We start from the raw sequence: 19,730 nt of genomic DNA on the forward strand, positions 1-19,730 counted from the left end.
ATGGCGTAGCTTCTTAACCCGCCATCAGCTTGTGAACGAGGTCAGCCGACGTGCTGGCCTCGTACTTGCGCATCAAACGCGCGCGGTAAATCTCCACCGTGCGGTGGCTGATGCCCAAAGCCCGGCCGATCTCCTTCGAGGTCAGGCCATCCATCAAAAATGCCGCGACCTCACGCTCGCGCGCCGTCAGTTCGGCCTTCACGGGACGCATGGCCGACAGATCTTCAAATGACCAAACGCCTGCCTCATGCGGTGCCGCACGGTTGAACGCGCGCCCCGTCACATGGCACCAAAAAGTTTCGTCTTTGAAACGGCCGTCGAAGCGCTTCATGATGCGGTTGTCGGCGTAGTGGCCCTTGGCATTCAAGATCGGTGCGATGCGCGCACCCATGCGTTCGTATTCGGATGCCGTGGGGTACAGCACCAGAAATGACTGGTTCACCAATTGGTCACGTGTGGCGCCGAACATCTCGCATAAATGCTGGTTGCAGTCCACAATCGTGCGGTTGCGCGAGATCACCAGGCCAATGGGGGCCAGCTCAAAGGCCAGGCGGTAATCGATTTCTGAGCCCAAGGCATGAGCAGTAGGGGCGGCGGCAAGGGCAGTATGTGAGGTCACTAGGCGTTCGTCCTTACGAGCTTCTACGTATCGGGTTACGTAGTATCGTCGCATTTATTCGAGCAGTTGATCCAGCAGTTGATTTGTACCTAAGGAGTCCGTTGTGAACAAAATTTTCCCCACTGCGGCTGATGCCCTCAAAGGCATCGTCCAAGACGGCCAACTGTTTGCCGTCGGCGGTTTCGGCCTGTGCGGCATTCCCGAAGCGTTGATCGACGCGTTGCGGGATTCGGGCGTCAAAGACCTCACCGTCATCTCCAACAACGCAGGGGTGGATGGCTTTGGCCTGGGCAAGCTGCTGGAGACGCGGCAGATCAAGAAGATGATTTCCAGCTACGTGGGCGAGAACAAAGAGTTCGAGCGCCAATACTTGGCTGGTGAGCTGGAACTTGAATTCACACCCCAAGGGACGCTGGCCGAGAAGCTGCGCGCAGGCGGCGCGGGCATTCCGGCTTTCTTCACCAAGACCGGCGTCGGAACCATGGTGGCCGAAGGCAAAGAGCTACGCGATTTTGATGGCGAAACCTATGTGATGGAACGCTCGCTGGTGCCCGATGTGGCACTGGTGAAGGCGCACCGTGCCGACAAATCGGGCAACCTGCAGTTCCGCCTCACCGCGCGCAACTTCAACCCCGCTGCGGCCATGGCCGGAAAGATTTGTGTGGTGGAAGTGGAAGAGGTGGTTGAGACCGGCGACATGGTGCCCGACCAGGTGCACCTGCCCGGCATCTACGTGCACCGCATCGTGCACAACCCCAACCCCGAAAAACGCATCGAAAAACGAACCATCACTGAGAAGGCGAAGGTGTAATCATGGCTTGGACCCAAGACCAAATGGCGGCACGTGCAGCCCAAGAACTCGAAGACGGCTTCTATGTGAACCTGGGCATCGGCATTCCCACGCTGGTGGCCAACCACACCGGCGATAAGGAAGTCTGGCTGCAGTCGGAAAACGGCATGCTGGGCATCGGCCCATTCCCCACCGAAGACGAAGTCGATGCCGACCTGATCAATGCCGGCAAACAAACCGTCACCACCATCAAGGGATCGTCGATCTTCGGCAGCCACGACAGCTTTGCGATGATTCGCGGCGGCAAGATCAACCTGTCGATCCTGGGCGCCATGCAGGTCAGCGAACACGGCGACCTGGCCAACTGGATGATCCCCGGCAAGATGGTTAAAGGCATGGGCGGCGCCATGGACTTGGTGGCCGGCGTGAAGCGCGTGATCGTGCTGATGGAACACGTGGCCAAAAAGAAAGACGGCACCGAGGACCTGAAGATCCTGCCCAAGTGCACGCTGCCATTGACGGGTGTGGGCGTGGTCGACCGCATCATCACCGACCTGGCCGTGATTGACGTGACGCCACAAGGCCTCAAAGTGGTGGAGCTGGCGCCTGATGTGACGCTAGAAGCGCTGCAAGCCAAGACGGGCGTGAAGCTGATTTAACGTGTCGTCCCTGGCTGCTACCCCGCTGCAAGCTCTCGCCGAATGGTGGTCTGCGGCTGGGTTGCCGGCAGAGAGCCTGAACCATATTCACCTCACCGGGGCCGACCCGGTGCTGCCGTCGTCGTTCAAAGTAGGCACCGCCGCTCAGGTGAGCATTGCCGCCGCTGCATTGGGCGCTTGCGAGTTGGGTCATTTGCGCGGTGCACCTCGGCAGCGGGTCCGTGTGGACATGTTGGCCGCCGCGCAGGAGTGCACGGGCTGGTTCAGCGTCGACGGCGTGGTGCCTCCCAAGTGGGACCCGTTCTCGGGTCTGTACCGCTGCGCCGATGGCTGGGTGCGCATCCACGCCAACTTTGCGCACCACCGCGATGGCGCGTTGCGCTTGCTGGGCTTGCCGCCGGAAACGGCGCAACCCCCAGACGTGACCGCCGCACTAAAGGATTGGCGCGCCGAAGCCTTTGAAACTGCGGCCGCCGAGCAGCGCCTGGTGGTGGCTGCCTTGCGCGACTTCGCTACCTGGGATGCTCATCCCCAAGCGCTGGCGCTCAAAACCCAGCCGCTGTGGACGCTGGAGCGCATTGGCGACGCGCCGCCTTTGCCCCTGCCCGCGTTGCCCGCTGAGGCTCCGCCGCTGCACGGCGTGCGTGTGCTCGACCTCACCCGCATCTTGGCCGGCCCAGTGGGTGGGCGCACGTTGGCGGCCTATGGCGCCGACGTGATGCTGGTGAACGCGCCGCACCTGCCGAATATTGCTTCGATTGCCGAGACCAGCCGAGGCAAACGGTCTGCTCTGGTGGACCTGCGCACCGTCGCCGGACAGGCTAATTTTTCTACGTTGCTACAAGGCAGCCACGTGCTGGTGCAGGGCTACAGGCCCGGTGGTTTGCAGGCCCTGGGTTTAGGGCCAGAGCAGGCCGCAGCACAACGACCCGGCATCGTTTATGTTTCGCTCTCGGCCTACGGTGAACAAGGCCCGTGGCACAACCGGCGCGGCTTTGACTCGCTGGTACAAACCGCCACCGGCTTCAACCACGCTGAAGGCCAAGCCGCCGGGCTTACCGGCCCCAAGGCTTTGCCCGTGCAAATTCTCGATTACGCCAGTGGTTTCTTGATTGCCTTTGCAACTGTTGCGGCATTGCGCCGCCAGCAGCAAGAGGGCGGCAGTTGGCTGGTGCGTTTATCGCTGGCGCAAACCGCGCAGTGGGTGCGGCAACTGGGGCGCGTGGAGAATGGTTTTGCGGTCAGCGAACCGCCGATCACGCCCTGGGTGGCGTCGCTGGACAGCGGCTACGGCGCGCTGCAAGCGCTACGCCACGCCGCGCAACTGGAACGCACCCCGGCGCGCTGGGCGCGGCCATCGGCTCCACCGGGCACACATCTCCCACGTTGGGGTGATTGATCAGACCTTGCGCTTTTTGACGGGTGCAGGGCGGGCACCGGCGGGCGCGGATTCTTCGGCGGCTGGCGCGGGAGCCTGCTGGTTCCAGTTTGCTTCGTCTTGGGCCAGGTTTTCAATCATCGCCAACAGGACGTTGCGCGTGCGTGTCACGTCGGTTGCCGTCACGCCGCCAATGCTGATGTGGTTCACTTCTTCGGCCAGCGGAACCAGTTTTTCTTTCAGCGCCCGGCCTTCTTCGGTCAGGTACACATAGATGTTCTTCTTGTTGGTGGGCAACTGCCGGCGCTCCACATAGCCTTGCGCCTCCATGGTTTTCATGGCGGCAAATGTGGTGGGCTCCATCACGCCGGCGTGGTCGCTCAATTCACGCTGCGTCAGCCCATCTGCTTCCCACAAGATGCGCAGAAAACTCCAGTGCCCAAATGGCACGCCGTGCTCGGCCAGGCGCATTTGCAAAGATTTTCGAAATGCGCGCTCGGTATCGCGTATCAAATGGGCTAGCCGGTCGTCCGGGACGGCTTCGCGCCAATGGCGCAGGATGTTCTGGTTGTCGTTGGTCTTCATGGCCTGAAAAAGCATGCTGTTGCCACCAGATGCTACAGCCATTACTGGCTGTTATTCGGCCAAGCGGGGTGCTGCTGACCACGAGCCCGCGCAAATTAGCAGGGCTCGCAGTCTCAAGGCGCGTTGTCAGTGCAGCGGCTGCGCATCTGGCCGGGTGCGATAGAAGGTCAGTGGCTGTTCCTTGGCCGCTTGCAGCACCGAGCGCTTCATCTTGCCCACCACGTGCATCTCGCACGGCTTGCAGTCAAAGCGCAGCGTGAGCTTTTCCTTGCCGTTGACCAGCGTCAGTGGTTCGGCGCGCACCGTGCCTTGCACACCCGTCACGCCCTTGGCCTGCTTGGGGCACAGGCTCATGGAGAAGCGCACGCAGTGCTTGGTGATCATCAGCGAGACTTCGCCTTCCTCTTCGTGGCTCTCGTAGGCTGCGGCGATCACCTTCACACCATGGCGTTCGTAGAAGCCGCGTGCACGGTCGTTGAACACGTTGGCCAGGTAGGTGAGGGTATCTTCGGGGTAGTTGACCGGTGGCTGCACTTCGGTCGCACGCTGCGGGCGCTCGTAGGCGGCCAAGCGCGCATCTTCCAGCGCCTGCACGGCCTCGCGGCGTAGCTGGTTCAAGGCTGAGGCCGGCACAAACCAGGGCTGGCTGAGCTTCAGACTGATGTCCAGCGGCTCGAACAGCGTGGCGCCAAACTTGCCCAAGTGTTCGCGCAGATTGGCTTCGGAGTGGGCTGCATCGCGCGCCAAGCTGTGCGCTGTCTGCAGGCGCGCGCTGGCTTGGTGGCCGTCTTCGTCGGTCAGGCTGAGTTCAAAACCGTCAGGGGTTTCGCTGAAGGCGGCCCACAGGCCGATGCGGCGCTCGCTCGACTTTTTATCCAGCATGCGCACCCAGTCCATGTCGCGGTTGCGGTTGACCTCGGTGCCACGGCGCAGGTCTTTGAAGCCAGCCACCGGGTCCTTGGGGAACACGCGCCAAAGCTTGTTGTTTTGGCCTGCTGCCACCGGCTCGGCACGGTTGATGGCCATGCCCACCAACTCTTTTTGCAAGTCGTAGTAGCAAAGGCCGTCGCCGTTGTGCAGCACCGTGGCCGCGTCGCTCACTTCCAGCTCCACCCAGTTGGGGCCCACCTTGGTCACCCAGCCAATCGTCTGCCCCGGGTTTTTGGGCGTGTCGAAAGCGCCAATGTCTTCCTTGCGGCCGTTGACGAAGTAGTCGGTGAACTCGCGGTTGAAGTTCTGGTCGGGGTCGGGTGTAAACGTGAAGGTGGTACGCCCGCTGGAGGCGCGCGCCATCGGCGGGCGCTCCGGGTCGCCAGCGGTTTCGCGGGCCTCGATCACTTCGTCGATCAGGCGGCGGTAGTGGGCGGTTATGTTCTTCACATACGCCATGTCCTTGTAGCGACCCTCGATCTTGAAACTGCGCACACCTGCGTCCACCAGCGCGGCCATGTTGTCCGACTGGTTGTTGTCCTTCATCGACAACACGTGTTTGTCGTGCGCCACAAAGCGGCCCTTGCTGTCGACCACCTGGTAGGGCAGGCGGCAGGCCTGCGAGCAGTCGCCTCGGTTGGCGCTGCGGCCGGTGTGGGCATGGCTGATGTAGCACTGGCCGCTGTAGGCCACACACAGCGCGCCGTGCACAAAGAACTCGAGTTTGCAACGGTCGGCATCCAGCCCTTGGTGGATGGCGTTGATCTGCTTGAGCGTGAGTTCGCGCGCGAGCACAATCTGCGAAAACCCCACATCCTGCATGAAGCGCGCTTTTTCCACCGTGCGAATGTCGGTCTGCGTGCTGGCGTGTAACTGGATGGGCGGCAGGTCGATATCGAGCAGGCCCATGTCCTGCACGATCAACACATCGGCTCCGGCGTTGTACACGTCCCAGGCCATGCGCCGCGCGGGTTCCAGCTCGTCGTCACGCAGAATGGTGTTGAGCGTGATGAAGATCTTGCTGTTGAAACGGTGCGCGTGGCGGCACAGACGCTCAATATCCTGGATGCTGTTGCCGGCCGACGCGCGTGCGCCAAAACCGGGCCCGCCGATGTAGACGGCGTCGGCGCCGTGGTTGATGGCCTCGATGCCAATGTCGGCATCACGTGCAGGGGCCAACAACTCAAGTTGATGGTGGAGCAGAGACATAGTGGGGTTGGCCGCCCGGTTGGGGCCTGCCTTGGCTGTTTGGCTCGGATTTTATCTAGCCTTCAAACAGTCAGGCGCAATGACTTGGCTGCGTGCGCCCATTGCCAGTAGATCCCTTCTACTAGCTTGTCTCTTCGTTTTAGGTCACAGAGCGCTGGGCGCTTTTTCTGCGAAAACCTGCGAGGCCAACGATGCCCAACGCGACCAGTGCGAGAGAGCTTGGTTCTGGCAATTCCGAAGCCTGCAAAGGGGTCGTGCTCAAGTAGGTTAGCCTGCCTGAAACGCTAACCCCACCATCGTCCAACGATGCCTGTGTTTGACAGTTAACGAGCCTGTAAGCGCAGGTATAGCTTGAGTTCGTAAAACTGATGAGCGACTTGGTCGGATCGAATTCATCTAGATTGGGAAGACTCGCTAGATCAAAAATATTCCCAACAAAATCTGCATCTCCCTGAAGGCTGACGTTCAGAGCTCTTGAGAGCTTGGACACATGCTCAACATTAGACATATTTGAAATGGTCTGGGCGTTGGTGGACGTGCCAACAACATAAACTCCATTCAGTGGTATCCATTGCTGGTCGCCATTAAGTTGAAAATCGCTGATATACCACGAGATGGAGGAGCGTTTTAAATCAACTGAAGAAGGCGCCGGAAGCTCAGAATATGTTGCGTTTCTGAAGTTAAAAGTGAAGCCCGACACGATGGCATCATTCCCTTTTTCATACGTAGCGCGGGCTACTACCGTGCTGTAAGGCGCACCTCCGTAAGATTCCTGCGTTCCTTTTGTTGCATCGAATGTGATCGAGCCGAAAAAGGAACCATCTCCTGTAACTGGATCCCACTTTTGCGTAGCAGAGTTGCCGATAACTCCGTTGTAAACGTTTCCTGCAAAGTAAATGGTTTGCGGTGCTGCGCTGGCGATATTTGCTGCAGTCAAAGCGGCGATGGCGATTAATGTTTTCATGACGTCCCGTCCTCTCTGTAAACCCGAGAGTGTGGCGCACCAAGTTACCTGGCCTTGTTGTTTGTATACAAAGTTGCGCAAAAGGATCAAAACGTGGCCCAGGCCGTCCGTCGTTAGCGCAAGGCTTTAGCCAAATCCGGAATCAGCGCGCAACCAAACAGGGGCGCGTGGAAGTTTTCAAGCCCGTCGCCGTGGCTCAAAAATAGAGAGAGGATTGTTTGGAGCGGGTGATGAGAATCGAACTCACGTATCGAGCTTGGGAAGCTAGCGTTCTACCATTGAACTACACCCGCAAGGAAAGCCATCGTCTGGCGTGACTTTCAGTGCACCGCAGGGCTGCGTGGACCCCAGCGGTGGCGCGATTCTAACTGCAGTTGGCAGCGAGCAGCGCGTTGAATCTCACGGCTTAGGCCGTGTATTGCGGGCCTTCGTGCCAGCAGTCGACCAAGTCACCCACGGTGGTTTCTTTGACTTCAGGGCGTGCCGCGTACCAGGTCTTGACGGCTTGGCGGTCTTCTTCGGTGGCCGAGCCACGTTCGAACTTGGACACAAAGCCTAGGTCCACACCGCCGCCGTAGGCCAGGCCGCGCGCTTCGATCACGTCGTCGAGAAAGGCCGACAGAAAGGCGTTTTGCTCTTCGGGGCTGAGTTCCTTGTGTAGCTCGGCCGACAGGGTGAAGCCCAGCTCTTGAAACTCACCAATCCGCAGCTTCTTCATACGGCGACGGCTACGGTTGCGTGACAGAGGTGGGTTGAGTTTCATGGTCATGGGACGGGCTTTCAGAAGGCTGGGCGCCGCAGGAACTGTGGCTTGCCGGGGTGCCGATTCTAGGGGCCGTGGGCGAGCGTGCTCCAAGCGGTGATTCTGTGTGTATACCTGCGGTATGGTTCAGAGCGCGGCGGCGCCGAATCTGCCGGCCAGTGTTTCACTTCAACGAGAGGATGAATCGATGCTCGACAAGATCAAAGCGATGTTCCGGTATTTCAATGACGCGGTGCCGTTTCGTCTGGGGCCGGCCCTCATCACCACGGCGGTGTTGCTCGCCTTGCTGGCGGTGCCGTGCCCGGAGGGACTGACGCCCAAGGCATGGGCGCTGGTAGCGATTTTCCTGACCACCATCGTGGCCATCATCCTCAAGGTAATGCCCATCGGGGTGATGGCGATGATGGCCATCGTCATTGTGTCGCTGTCGCAGGTCACGTCTACATCATCCAAGGGCGCGATCACCGACGCACTGAGCAGCTTTGCCAACCCGCTGATCTGGTTGATTGTGGTGGCGATTCTGATCTCGCGCGGGCTGAAGAAAACGGGGCTGGGCAGTCGCATCGGGCTGATGTTCATTGCGTTGCTGGGCAAGCGCACCATCGGCATCGGCTACGGGCTCACGGTGTGTGAGCTGGTGCTGGCGCCGTTTACGCCGAGCAACACTGCACGTGGCGGCGGCATTGTGCACCCCATCATGAAGTCGATTTCCAATGCGTTTGACTCCGACCCGGCCAAGGGCACGCAGGGCAAAGTAGGCACCTACCTGGCCTTGGTGAACTACCACGCCAACCCCATCACTTCGGCCATGTTCCTCACGGCCACGGCGCCTAATCCGCTGGTGGTCGACTATGTGGCCAAGGCCACCAACCAGAGCTTTCACCTGTCGTGGACCACCTGGGCGCTGTGTATGTTGCTGCCGGGCCTGGTGTGCCTGCTGGTGATGCCGCTGCTGGTCTACTTGTTGTCGCCGCCGGAGCTGAAGGCCACACCGAATGCTGTGGCCTATGCGCGCGGTGAGATCGAACGCATGGGGCCGTTGAGCGGTAAGGAAAAGGTGATGCTGGGCACATTTGCGCTGCTGCTCATCTTGTGGGCTAATCTGCCGGCCATGGTGTTGGGGCCCGCTTTCACGCTGGACCCGACGGTGGTGGCCTTTGTCGGCCTGTTTGTGCTGATCATCACCGGCACCATCGACTGGGACGACGTGTTGTCCGAGAAAAGCGCCTGGGACACGCTGGTGTGGTTTGGCGCGCTGGTGATGCTGGCCGAACAGTTGAACAAGACCGGTGTGATCGGCTGGTTCTCTGAAGGCATGAAGGGCGCCATCGTGGCCAGCGGCATGGGCTGGGCGCCGGTGGCGGCCGTGCTGGTGCTGACCTTTGTGTTTTCGCACTACCTGTTTGCCAGCACCACGGCACATATCAGCGCCATGCTGCTGGCGTTCTTGACCGTGGGTGCGCAGTTGATCCCGGCCGAGTATGTGGTGCCGTTTATGCTGATGATGACCGCGGGCTCGGCCATCATGATGACCTTGACGCACTACGCCACTGGTACCTCGCCCATCATCTTTGGCAGCGGTTACGTGACCATGGGTCTGTGGTGGCGCGTGGGCTTGGCCATGTGTGTAGCCGAGCTATTGATCTTCGCGTTGGTGGGCATCGGTTGGTGGAAGCTGCTGGGTTACTGGTGATCAAGCCCGCTCGTACAGCGTCACCACACAAGCGCCGCCCAACCCAAGGTTGTGCTGCAGCGCCAGGCGCGCACCTTCCACCTGGCGTTGTTCTGCCGTGCCGCGCAACTGGTGGACCAGCTCGGTGCATTGCGCCAAGCCGGTGGCGCCCAAAGGGTGGCCTTTGGAGAGCAGTCCACCCGATGGGTTGGTGACGAAACGGCCGCCGTAGGTGTTGTCGCCGTCGAGCACAAACTGTTCGGCCTGGCCTTCTGCGCATAGACCCAAGCCTTCGTAGGTGATGAGTTCGTTGTGGGCAAAGCAGTCGTGCAACTCCACCACCTGCACATCTTGCGGGGCGATGCCGGCTTGGGCGTAGACCTGTTGCGCTGCGGCGTGGGTCATGTCGAAACCCACCAGTTGGCGCATGTCGTGTGCTGTGAAGGTGGAGGCGGTGTCGGTGGTCATGGCCTGCGCGCGGATGCGCACCTGGCGGTTGAGGCCGTGGCGCTGCGCAAACGCTTCGCTGCACACGATGGCCGCCGCGCCGCCACAGGTGGGCGGGCAGGCCATCAGGCGCGTCATCACGCCGGGCCACATCACGGGCGAGGCGAGCACTTCTTCTTCGGTCACCACTTTGCGGAACAGCGCCAACGGGTTGTTCGCTGCATGGCGGCTGGCCTTGGCGCGGATCTTGGCGAAGGTAGACAACTGCGTGCCGTATTGCTGCATGTGCGCCAAGCCAGCGCCGCCAAAGTAGCGCAAAGCCAGTGGCACACCCTCAACCTGTAGCAGTGCATCGGCTTCGGCTTCAAACTTGTCGAAGGGGGTAGGGCGGTCGTCAAACACCGAGCCCAGCGCACCGGGTTTCATCTGCTCAAAGCCCACGGCCAAAGCGCAGTCGACTGCGCCAGAGGCCACCGCCTGGCGCGCCAGAAACAACGCCGTGGAGCCGGTCGAGCAATTGTTGTTGACGTTGAAAACCGGCACGCCGGTCATGCCCACCGCGTAGGCGGCGCGTTGGCCGCAGCACGAGTCGCCGTACACGTAGCCGGCGTAGACCTGCTGCACCTTGTCGTAGTCCAAGTGGGCGTCGGCCAGCGCGGCGCGCATGGCCTGTGCGCCCATCTCGTCATAAGAGGCGCTGGCGCCGGGTTTTGCGAACGGGATCATGCCGACGCCAACGACGTAAACATCTTGTGCCATGAGGGCTCCTGAGATTTATAAACCGTTAAACACGGGAGCTTGTTTGGCCAGGAAGGCGTTGACCGCGCCCTTGAAGTCCGCCGTCTGCGCGCTGGCTTTGAAGTTCTCGCGCTCGGCGTCCAACTGCTCGGGCAGCGTGTGGTCAAACGATTGGCGCAACAGCCGCTTCATGCGGCCATACGCCAGCGTGGGGCCGGCGGCCAGGCGCTGCGCCATGGCTTGCGTGGCGGTCTCTAGCTCGACAGCCGGCACCACGCGGTTGACCAGGCCCAGGCGCAGTGCCTCGGCGGCGTCAAAGGTGTCGGACAGCAAGGCGATTTGCATGGCGTTGCGCAGGCCCACCAGGCGCGGCAAGTTCCACGAGCCCGACACATCACAGCTGGCGCCAATGTTGGCGTAGGCCAGGTTGAAACGTGTGGTATCGGCGGCAATGGCCAGGTCACACGCCAGCGACAGGCTGAGCGAGCCACCGGCCACCGCGCCGTGCAGGCTGGCGATGACCGGTGCGTTCAGCGCCGCCAGAATCTGCACCGCCTCGTGTGCGCAAGTGATCAGTTCTTCTGCCGTGGCTGCCGCGTTGTGCTGCAGCGCGGCCAGGTCCCCGCCCACGCCAAACGCCCGCCCGTTGCCACGCAGCACCACCACGCGCACGGTGGCATCAACTTGCAGCTCTCGGCAGATGGCGAGCAGGGCGTGGCCTGTGGGCACGTCCAAGGCGTTCATGGCCTCGGGGCGGTTGAAGCTGATGGTGGCGATGCCACCTTCGAGGTTGAGCAGAACGGGAGTAGACATGAAGAGCTTTCTTAGACGGCTTTCAACTTGCGGCGTGGCGCACTCTTGGCAGCGGCGGGCTGGGGCTTTTGCACACACAGCCCGTTAGACAGCAGCGCGATGCATTGCCGCGCAATGTCGTCTGGCGTCCACGGGCCTTCGGGGCGGTACCAGCGGCCCACCCAGCTCAACGCGCCGGCGAGGGTGAAAGCGGCGAGCTTGGGGTCGCACGGCGCAATCGTGCCTTCCACAATGCCTTGGCGGATCAGCTCGCGAAACTCCAGGTCGATGGCCGCCTTGATGCGGCGCAGCTTGTGTTGGCTCTCGGGCGGCAACGGGTCTTCACCCACGCGGATCAAACACATGCCGAAATCCATGGTCACGATCTCGGTGTACTTGTGCATGGCGGCCACCAGCTTGTCGAGCGCGGTGCCGCCCGAGGCGCCCACCTCGGTGATGGCGTCTTGCAGCATGGTCAGGCCGATGCGCACACATTCAAACAAGATTTCATCCTTGTTTTTGACGTAGTAATACAGCGTCGGCTTGGTCACGTGCAGGCGCTCAGCCACCTCGTCGAGCGTGGCGGCCATGTAGCCTTTTTCGTTGAACACCTGCGCGGCCATGCGCAGCACGGCCTCGCGTTTGTCGATGCGCACTTGCTCGCGGTCGGCGCTGGGCGCCCAGGGGGATACGAGTTTGCGGGAGGTCAAAATGCGTCCGTCAGTTTCAAGCGAACGAGCTTAGCGGTACAGCGCTTCTATCTCGTTGGCGTAGGTTTTGTAGATGCTGGCGCGGCGTACCTTCATGGTGGCGGTGACTTCACCGTCGTCGTGGTCCAGCTCTTTGGTCAGCAGGTGAAAGCGCCGGATGCGCGACACCTCGGCCAGTTTCGCATTACCCGCGTCAATCTCGCGCTGCACCAGTGCGCGTACCGCGTCGCTCTCCACCAACGAGCGAAAGTGCGTGAACGACACATTGCGCGCCTCGGCCCATTGCGCGGTGGCGTCAAAGTCGATTTGCACCAGCGCGGCCACAAAGCGGCGGGCGTCGGCCACGATCACACATTCTTTGATGAACGGGCTGCCCTTCATGGTGTTCTCAACTTCCGACGGCGTGAGGTTCTTGCCGCCGGCCGTGATCATGATGTCTTTCAGCCGGTCGACAATGCGCAGCGAGCCGTCTTTGGCCTCGACCACGTCGCCGGTGTGCAGCCAGCCGTCCACAATGCTGCCGGCCGTGGCCTCGGGGTTTTTGTAGTAGCCCTTGAAGACCACAGGCCCGCGGATTTGCAATTCGCCCTGGCTGGAGAGGCGGTGTTCCACCCCCAGCGTAGGCACACCCACCGTGCCGGGCACCAATTGCCCGAGCCGCTGGCCCAGCACCATGCCGCTGGACTCGGTCATGCCATACACCTCGACCAGCGGAATGCCCAGCGTGCGAAAGAACAGCACGATGCTCGGCGAGATGGGCGCCGCGCCGGTCAGCGCCACCTTGACGTCACGCAGGCCAATGAAGTTCTGCAGCGCGCGGAAAATCAGCCCGTAATAAAACGCGAACTGCAGCCGCTCGCCCAGCGTGCGCTGCGCTGGGGTCTTGAAGGCAAACGGGGCACAGGCGTGCATGCCGGCATCAAACAGGCGCTGGCGCAGGCCACCGGCCTCAAACATCTTCAGCGAGATGGCGGAGTGCAGCTTTTCCCAGATGCGCGGCACGCCCAAAAACATGCTCGGCGCCACTTCGCGCAGGTCTTCTTGCACGGTGCGGATGGACTCGCCAAAGTCCACGCGTGAGCCAAGGTACACCGGCACAAACACCGTGAGCATCTGCTCGGCCACGTGGCACAGCGGCAGGTACGACAGGTGCGAGGTTTGCGGCGTCAGCCCCAGCCGATCGACAATGCCCGGCGCCATGGCGGCGATGTTGCCGTAGCTGATCATCGCGCCCTTGGGTTTGCCGGTGGAGCCCGAGGTGTAGATCAGCAGCGCGGTGTCGTCCAGCGTTTGCCGGGCGAGCACAGTGTCGATGTGCGCGGTGTCGGTGGATGCAGCCCCCAGCGCTTCCAATTCTGCGAAGCCGATCACCATGCCCTTCACGACGCTATTGGCCTGCGCAGCGGTATCGCGCAAGCCCTTGGTTTCCATCACCACAATTTTCTTCAAGCGTGGCAACTGGGGCAGGGCTTCAAGCACTTTGTCGGACTGCTCCTGGTCTTCGCAGACGATCACTTCGGCATCGGCATGGGCCAGCACGTAAGCGATCTCGTTCGTTGGGCTGGTGGCATACACACCCACCGTCACGCCGCCCACCAGGCCCGCGCCCAATTGGCTGAGCACCCATTCAATGCGGTTCTCTGACAGCACCCCCACGTGCCCGCCATCTTGCAAACCCACGGCTCGCAGGCCCAGCCCGACGTGCACCGCGCGCTCGTGGTACTGCTGCCAGGAGATGGGGTTCCAAATGCCGTATTCCTTCTGGCGAATGGCGGTGGCACCGGCTTGCGCGCGCGCGCGCTCACGCAGCATCTGCGGCAGGGTGAGGTGGTGGGTCATGTTTGGCATATGGCGTTCTTGGCGTTCCGGTGTTTCATGACAACCAGCGTTTGCGGCGTTTGTAGTGTTTTAAATCTTTGAAACTTTTGCCCGTGCCTTCTTGCCCCACACCCAGATAGAACTCGCGCACGTCGGGGTCGGCGGCCAGCTTTTCGGCGGTGTTGTCGATCACCACCTTGCCGGTTTCCATGATGTAGCCGTAGTGCGCCACCGCCAACGCGATAGAGGCGTTCTGCTCCACCAGCAGCATGGAGACCCCTTGCTCGGCGTTGATGCGCGCGATGATCTCGAAGATGGTTTCCACCAGCACGGGCGAGAGGCCGAGCGAGGGTTCGTCGAGCAAGATCAGTTGGGGCTCGGCAATCAACGCGCGGCCAATCGCCAGCATCTGTTGCTCGCCGCCCGACAGATAACCGGCCAGGCCACGGCGCCGCTCGTGCAGGCGCGGAAAATACTCGTACACCTTGTCAAAGTCGGCGGCCGAGGCGCGTTTGCCGGTGAGGGCATAGGTGGCGGCCACCAGGTTTTCTTCGATGGTCAGGTCTTCAAAAACGTGGCGTCCCTCCATCACATGGAACAGGCCCGAGCGCACCAGGCTGTGCGGCGCCTCGCTCTTGGTGTCGCGCCCGTCAAAGTGGATGTCCCCGCGCGACATCTCGCCGTCTTGCAATTGCAGCAGGTTGGAGATGGCTTTGAGCGTGGTCGATTTGCCCGCACCGTTGCTGCCCAGCAGCGCGACGATCTGCCCGCGCGGCACCGACAGCGACAGCCCGCGCAACACCTGCACCGCCTTGTTGTAGACCACCTCGATGTTGTTCACTTCGAGGATGGGCGGCACGCTGCCTTCCATCGGCTGCGGGGCATGCGGTGCGGTGCTGGGGGCCATGGGGTCGAACACGTTGAGGGCCTGTTGGTTATTGGGTTATTGCGTGAGGTTGATCCAGTCCGAGGCCGCCACCATCTTCTGCTGCTTGAAGTCGGCGCGGTAGATGCGGCCAATCGGAATCGAGTTGCCCTTGATCGACAACGGCACACCGATCAAGCCGCCGGTGTCGAAGTTGCGGATCGAGCTGAGGGCCGTCTTCATGTTTTTACCGGTGAGTTCGTTGCCGGCTTCCAGCGTGCGCTTGGCCGCTTCGGTCAGCAACATGGCGCTCAAGAAGCCCTGGATGTAGCCGGTGGTCTGGTACTCGGGGCGCATCTTGCGGATGCGTTCCAGCATCGGCGACTTGCCTTCGGTGTCGTAGTAATAGCGATAGGGCATCACGCCCAAAAAGCCATCGGCCTGCGCGCCCATGCGCATCACGGTTTGGTTGTCCATGCTCCAGAAGGTGCCCATGAAGGCGGTTTTCAAATTCAGCGCCTTGGCCTGGTTGATGAACTCGGGAATGGGGGCCGACACATAGCCGTGGAAGATGGTGTAGTCGGGGTCGGCACGGCGCAGTTTGATGACCTCGGCCGACACATCCACGCTGGCGGGTGGCGTGACGATTTCCAGCGCCAGGTTCAGGCCGAGCTTCTTGGTCTCGGCGCGTGCGGCCTCTACCGGGTCTTTGCCGAACTCGGTGTCGGAGTAGACCAGCGCAATCTTGGCGCCCGGCTTGGTCTTGGCGATGTACTGCAGCAAGATGCTCACCATCTCGCTGTAGTTGGGGCCCACCATGAACTGCAGCGGGTACTTTTGCGCATCGCTGATTTCCTTGGCGAACGAGGCGCCGGTCATGAGGATGTTCTGGTTGCGTTCCAGCTCGGGGTTCACGGTTTTGCAGAAGGCGGTGGAGTCGGCGTAGTACAGGCTTACCTTGTTCTGGCTGGTGATCTTTTTGAATGCTGCCATCGACTGGTCGACCTTGTAGGCCGTGTCTTCGGGCACGTAACGCACCTTGCGGCCGGTGATGCCACCACCTTCGTTCAAGATGGTCAGGTAGTCCTTGATGCCCAGGTCGATGCCGATGCCGGCAAAGGCGAACACACCGGTCAGCGGAATCGAGCCGCCGAGCACAATGTCTTCTTTGCTCGCGGCGGGCTTCTGTGCCCACACGGCGGGGGAGGCTGCGGCAATCGTGGCACCAGCGGCACTGGCCAGGACGTTTCTGCGCGTACGGTTCATGGTTGTCTCCTTATGTTTTTGACGGACTGGACTAGGTACGGAAAGGCCACAGATGAAACACGCGGCGCACGCGGCGCCACATCTCCGCTAGGCCATGCGGCTCGAAGATCAGAAACAGCACAATCATCAAACCGAAGACGATGGTGCGCACCGGCGACAAGATCAACGCGGCGTTGCCACCCATCGCATCCAGCGGCAGCCAGCCCACCAGCAGCTTCAGCAGCTCGGGCACCAGCGTCATGAAAGCAGCGCCCAACACGCTGCCGAGAATGCTGCCCATGCCGCCCACGATCACCGCTGCCAGGAAGAAGATCGACATCACCAACGGAAAACTCTCCGGCGTCACCGCGCGGAAAAAGTACGCAAACAAGCCGCCGGCCACACCCGCATAAAACGACGAGATGGCAAACGACAGCAGCTTGTAGCGCAGCAGCGAAATGCCCAAGACCTCGGCCGAGATATCGCGGTCGCGGATGGCGATGAACGCGCGCCCAATGCGTGTGCGAAACAGGTTAGCCGCGCCCAGCAACATCAACGCCGTGATGGGCACGATGACCCAATACAGCTTGAACGAGTTGTCCAACTCCAGGCTGAACAGCTTGGCCGGTGGCACGGTCAGCCCGCTGCTGCCGCCGGTCAGGCTGGTGAAGTGCGAGAACAGAAAATGCGCCATGACCCCGGCCGCAATGGTGGCGATGGCCAGGTACAAACCTTTGACGCGCAGCGACGGCAGGCCCACCAACATGCCCGCCAGCATGGCAACAAAACCACCGGCCAGCAGGTTGAACAGAAACGGCGTGCCCCAACGGATCTGCAGAATGGCCACGGTGTACGCGCCCAGCCCCATGAAGGCCGATTGCCCCAGGCTCACCAGCCCGGTGTAGCCCGTGAGGATGTTGAGCCCGCTGGTGCTGGCCACGTTGATGGCGACTAGGCAGGCGAGGTAAAGCCAGTAGTCGTCGGCCACAAACGGGAACAGGCACAAGGCCACGGCGAACAACGCCAGCCAGGTGCGCTGTGTGGGGCTGTCGAACAGGGCCGTGTCGGCCGCGTAGCTTTCTTTGGCGGAACCGATGCGCATCGCTTACAGCCTTTCTATCTCGTGGGTGCCGAACAGACCGTAAGGGCGCACGACGAGGATGAGCACCAGCAGCGTGAAGGTCGCCAAGATCTTGTATTCACCGCCAAGGTAGAAACCGGTCAGCGCTTCGATCAAACCGACCAACAGCCCGCCCACCAACGCGCCCAGCACGCTGTCGAGCCCACCAAAGATCACCACAACCAGCACCGACAAACCAAAGATGCCCATGGCTGAAGAGATGCCGCCAATCGAGCCGACCACGATGCCGGCTACCCCGGCGATCATCGAGGCCACCACCCAGGCGAGCGAGAACACACGCGGCACGTTGATGCCCATCGAGTAAGCGGCAGCTTGGTCAGACGCCGTGGCGCGCAGGGCCACACCGCCGCGCCAGAAGCGAAAGACCATCAACACCGTGGTGATCAACAGCACTGCAATCCAAAAGCCGTAGAAGATTTTGGGCGACACAAAGGCCTGGCCGATTTCAATCGGCTTCGTCGGCAAGAACTCGGGCAGGCGTTGCTGGTCGGCCGTCCACACCAGTTCCACCACACCTACCAAGATGGACGACAAACCCACCGTGACCATGAAGGACGAGATGGGCGATTCACCCAGCATCGGGCGGATCAGGGTGCGTTCGACCAGCGCGCCGAAAGCACCACACACCAGCAGCGCGCCAGGAATGGCCAGCCAGATCGGCAAGCCCATGCCCGCCGAGAAGGCGAAGAAGATGTAGGCGCCGATCATCAGCATTTCGCCAATGGCGATGTTCACCACACGCGTGGCCTTGTAGATCATCACAAAGGCCAGCCCGGTGAGGGCGTACAAGCCGCCAGTGCCCAGCCCGGCAAGGCTGATTTCAAACAGCAGCCACCAGTCGATGTTCATGCCGCCACCTTCCGCGCAGCCGTGGGGCGCACCGCTTGTTGAAAACGCGCCCGCAGCGCTTCGATGTTGCCCGAGCCTAGGTAGGCTTTGACCACTTCAGGGTTGGCCTGCACGTCGGCCGGTTGGCCTTGCGCGATCACCTGGCCGAAGTTGAGCACCACCACGTGGTCGGACAAATCCATCACCATGCCCATGTCGTGTTCGACCATCAGCACGGTGATGCCCCACTCACGCCGCACCTCCAGAATGAAGCGCGCCATGTCTTCGGTTTCTTCGCGGTTCATGCCGGCGACAGGTTCGTCCAGCAGCAACAGCTTGGGGCGCATGGCCAACGCGCGCGCGAGTTCCACGCGTTTTTGCAGGCCATAAGAGAGCGAGGCCACGGGCGCTTTGCGGATGTGGTCAATCTCTAAAAAGTCGATGATGCGTTCTTCGATTTCCTGGCGCAGCGCGTCTTCTTCGCGGCGTGCGGCAGGGGTGTAGAACAGCGCAGCGAGTGGGCTGGTGCGCAGGTGGCAATGGCGGCCGAGCTTGATGTTGTCGAGCACCGTCATGCCACGAAACAAGGCGATGTTCTGGAAGGTGCGCGCCAGGCCCAGCTCGGCGCGTTTGGGTGGCGCCACACCGCTGATCGATTGGCCCTGGAAATGGATGCTGCCCGCAGATGGGCGGTAGAAGCCCGAGATGGTGTTGAACACCGAAGTCTTGCCCGCGCCGTTGGGGCCGATGACCGAGGTCACGCTGCCCGGCTGCACGGCAAAACTCACTCCGCGCAACGCCTTCACACCCCCGAATGTGAGCGTGAGATCCTGCACCTCCAGCAATGCCCCGGCAACACCAGTTTCCAAGCTGTCTCCTTGTGCCCGGCTGGCGCAAAGACTGCTGGCCGCCGGTGTCTACTTTGAAGTAACATGGCGAATGCTAAGTAAAACGACTGGCGGGTGCAAGGGCTGGCGAGGCCTCTGCGCTAGGTGTTTCCCCGTTTCGGGTTCGCCCGTGTTCTTAGCATTTGGTTAGCAGTTGGTTAGCCGTCTACCGGGTCTGTAGGCGTGTCAAACGTGCGCTGATAAAACGCCACATCCAGCCAACGGCCGAACTTGAAACCAGCGTGTTTGACGGTGCCCGAATGCTCGAACCCCAAGCGTTCGTGCAGCGCGATGCTGGTGTTGTTGCTGGCGTCAATCGCGCCGACCACGGTGTGCATGCCGTTGGTTTGTGCTTGGCGAACAATCTCTTCCAGCAGCTTGCGGCCCAGGCCCAGACCACGGCTGTCTTTCTCGACGTAGATCGAATGTTCTACCGTGTATTTGTAGGCCGGAAATGCGCGGAACGTGCCGTAGCTGGCAAAGCCCAGCAGTTTGCCGTTGGCATCTTCCACGCCGATGACGGGGAAGTTGTTGGCGCGCTTGGTCGCAAACCAGGTGACCATGTTGTCCAGCGTGCGCGGTTGGTAGTCGTACAGCGCGGTGGAGGTGACGATGGCGTCGTTGAGGATGGCCAGGATGGCGCTGGCGTGGCGCTCTTCGGTGCAGGTGATGAATGACATGGTGGCCTCG

The 19,730-nt window shown here is 61.4% G+C and carries 19 protein-coding genes and 1 tRNA gene; 4 read left to right on the plus strand and 16 right to left on the minus strand.

Annotation, left to right across the window (positions count from 1 at the left end; translation table 11 throughout):
• Window positions 1–13: 13 nt before the first annotated feature.
• Window positions 14–574, minus strand: coding sequence for a LuxR C-terminal-related transcriptional regulator (locus ACPWMG_RS11540; protein WP_422831825.1), 561 nt, complete (start codon window positions 572–574; stop codon window positions 14–16).
• Between the two features lie 148 nt (window positions 575–722).
• On the opposite strand from ACPWMG_RS11540, the gene ACPWMG_RS11545 reads away from it, so the two are divergent.
• From ACPWMG_RS11545 to ACPWMG_RS11555, 3 genes are read left to right on the plus strand one after another with little or no spacing between them, the layout of a single operon-like run.
• Complete coding sequence (locus ACPWMG_RS11545; RefSeq protein WP_483304779.1) at window positions 723–1,430, plus strand: CoA transferase subunit A; 708 nt, start codon at window positions 723–725, stop codon at window positions 1,428–1,430.
• Between the two features lie 2 nt (window positions 1,431–1,432).
• Entirely contained in the window at window positions 1,433–2,068 is a 636-nt protein-coding gene (locus tag ACPWMG_RS11550; RefSeq protein ID WP_483304780.1) for a 3-oxoacid CoA-transferase subunit B, read from the plus strand.
• Window position 2,069: 1 nt separating this feature from the next.
• A complete protein-coding gene (locus ACPWMG_RS11555) occupies window positions 2,070–3,467 on the plus strand; it encodes a CoA transferase (protein ID WP_483304781.1) in 1,398 nt (465 codons plus the stop codon).
• On the opposite strand, the gene ACPWMG_RS11560 is transcribed toward ACPWMG_RS11555, so the two are convergent.
• The 5 genes from ACPWMG_RS11560 to ACPWMG_RS11580 form a co-directional block, all read right to left on the minus strand.
• Complete coding sequence (locus tag ACPWMG_RS11560; RefSeq protein ID WP_483304782.1) at window positions 3,468–4,073, minus strand: MarR family winged helix-turn-helix transcriptional regulator; 606 nt, start codon at window positions 4,071–4,073, stop codon at window positions 3,468–3,470. It lies immediately after the preceding gene.
• 84 nt (window positions 4,074–4,157) lie between these two features.
• Window positions 4,158–6,170 (minus strand): peptidase U32 family protein, encoded by a 2,013-nt coding sequence (locus ACPWMG_RS11565; protein WP_483304783.1) that lies wholly within the window; start codon window positions 6,168–6,170, stop codon window positions 4,158–4,160.
• Window positions 6,171–6,309: 139 nt separating this feature from the next.
• Window positions 6,310–7,134: a PEP-CTERM sorting domain-containing protein gene (locus ACPWMG_RS11570; RefSeq protein WP_483304784.1), complete on the minus strand. Its 825-nt coding sequence runs from the start codon at window positions 7,132–7,134 to the stop codon at window positions 6,310–6,312.
• A 219-nt stretch (window positions 7,135–7,353) separates the two neighbouring features.
• Window positions 7,354–7,427 (minus strand) — tRNA-Gly (locus ACPWMG_RS11575).
• 113 nt (window positions 7,428–7,540) lie between these two features.
• Window positions 7,541–7,903, minus strand: a complete 363-nt coding sequence (locus tag ACPWMG_RS11580) for a YggL 50S ribosome-binding family protein (protein WP_483304785.1) — start codon at window positions 7,901–7,903, stop codon at window positions 7,541–7,543.
• Between the two features lie 181 nt (window positions 7,904–8,084).
• On the opposite strand from ACPWMG_RS11580, the gene ACPWMG_RS11585 reads away from it, so the two are divergent.
• Window positions 8,085–9,590, plus strand: a complete 1,506-nt coding sequence (locus ACPWMG_RS11585; RefSeq protein WP_483304786.1) for a DASS family sodium-coupled anion symporter — start codon at window positions 8,085–8,087, stop codon at window positions 9,588–9,590.
• Here ACPWMG_RS11585 and ACPWMG_RS11590 read toward each other — a convergent pair whose 3' ends face one another.
• The 10 genes from ACPWMG_RS11590 to ACPWMG_RS11635 all read right to left on the minus strand — a co-directional run bounded on the left by ACPWMG_RS11590 (window position 9,591) and on the right by ACPWMG_RS11635 (window position 19,720).
• On the minus strand, window positions 9,591–10,775 hold the full coding sequence (locus ACPWMG_RS11590) for a lipid-transfer protein (protein ID WP_483304787.1): 1,185 nt from the start codon (window positions 10,773–10,775) through the stop codon (window positions 9,591–9,593).
• A 15-nt stretch (window positions 10,776–10,790) separates the two neighbouring features.
• Entirely contained in the window at window positions 10,791–11,567 is a 777-nt protein-coding gene (locus tag ACPWMG_RS11595; protein ID WP_483304788.1) for an enoyl-CoA hydratase/isomerase family protein, read from the minus strand.
• Between the two features lie 11 nt (window positions 11,568–11,578).
• Window positions 11,579–12,256 (minus strand): TetR/AcrR family transcriptional regulator, encoded by a 678-nt coding sequence (locus ACPWMG_RS11600; protein ID WP_483304789.1) that lies wholly within the window; start codon window positions 12,254–12,256, stop codon window positions 11,579–11,581.
• Window positions 12,257–12,286: 30 nt separating this feature from the next.
• A complete protein-coding gene (locus tag ACPWMG_RS11605) occupies window positions 12,287–14,104 on the minus strand; it encodes an AMP-dependent synthetase/ligase (RefSeq protein WP_483304790.1) in 1,818 nt (605 codons plus the stop codon).
• 25 nt (window positions 14,105–14,129) lie between these two features.
• Window positions 14,130–14,981 (minus strand): ABC transporter ATP-binding protein, encoded by an 852-nt coding sequence (locus ACPWMG_RS11610; protein WP_483305235.1) that lies wholly within the window; start codon window positions 14,979–14,981, stop codon window positions 14,130–14,132.
• Window positions 14,982–15,017: 36 nt separating this feature from the next.
• The gene (locus ACPWMG_RS11615; protein ID WP_483304791.1) at window positions 15,018–16,205 is read right to left on the minus strand and encodes an ABC transporter substrate-binding protein; all 1,188 of its coding nucleotides are present in this window, start codon (window positions 16,203–16,205) and stop codon (window positions 15,018–15,020) included.
• Window positions 16,206–16,236: 31 nt separating this feature from the next.
• Window positions 16,237–17,286, minus strand: a complete 1,050-nt coding sequence (locus ACPWMG_RS11620) for a branched-chain amino acid ABC transporter permease (protein ID WP_483304792.1) — start codon at window positions 17,284–17,286, stop codon at window positions 16,237–16,239.
• Window positions 17,287–17,289: 3 nt separating this feature from the next.
• Window positions 17,290–18,174: a branched-chain amino acid ABC transporter permease gene (locus ACPWMG_RS11625; RefSeq protein WP_483304793.1), complete on the minus strand. Its 885-nt coding sequence runs from the start codon at window positions 18,172–18,174 to the stop codon at window positions 17,290–17,292.
• Window positions 18,171–19,022 (minus strand): ABC transporter ATP-binding protein, encoded by an 852-nt coding sequence (locus tag ACPWMG_RS11630; protein ID WP_483304794.1) that lies wholly within the window; start codon window positions 19,020–19,022, stop codon window positions 18,171–18,173. The genes ACPWMG_RS11625 and ACPWMG_RS11630 overlap by 4 nt, the downstream gene beginning before the upstream one ends.
• Window positions 19,023–19,198: 176 nt before the next feature.
• On the minus strand, window positions 19,199–19,720 hold the full coding sequence (locus tag ACPWMG_RS11635) for a GNAT family N-acetyltransferase (RefSeq protein WP_483304795.1): 522 nt from the start codon (window positions 19,718–19,720) through the stop codon (window positions 19,199–19,201).
• Window positions 19,721–19,730: the final 10 nt, after the last annotated feature.

The sequence above is a fragment of the Hydrophilobacter chitinilyticus genome (assembly GCF_049860745.1).
In the GTDB taxonomy this organism is placed as follows: Bacteria; Pseudomonadota; Gammaproteobacteria; order Burkholderiales; family Burkholderiaceae_C; genus Rhodoferax_B.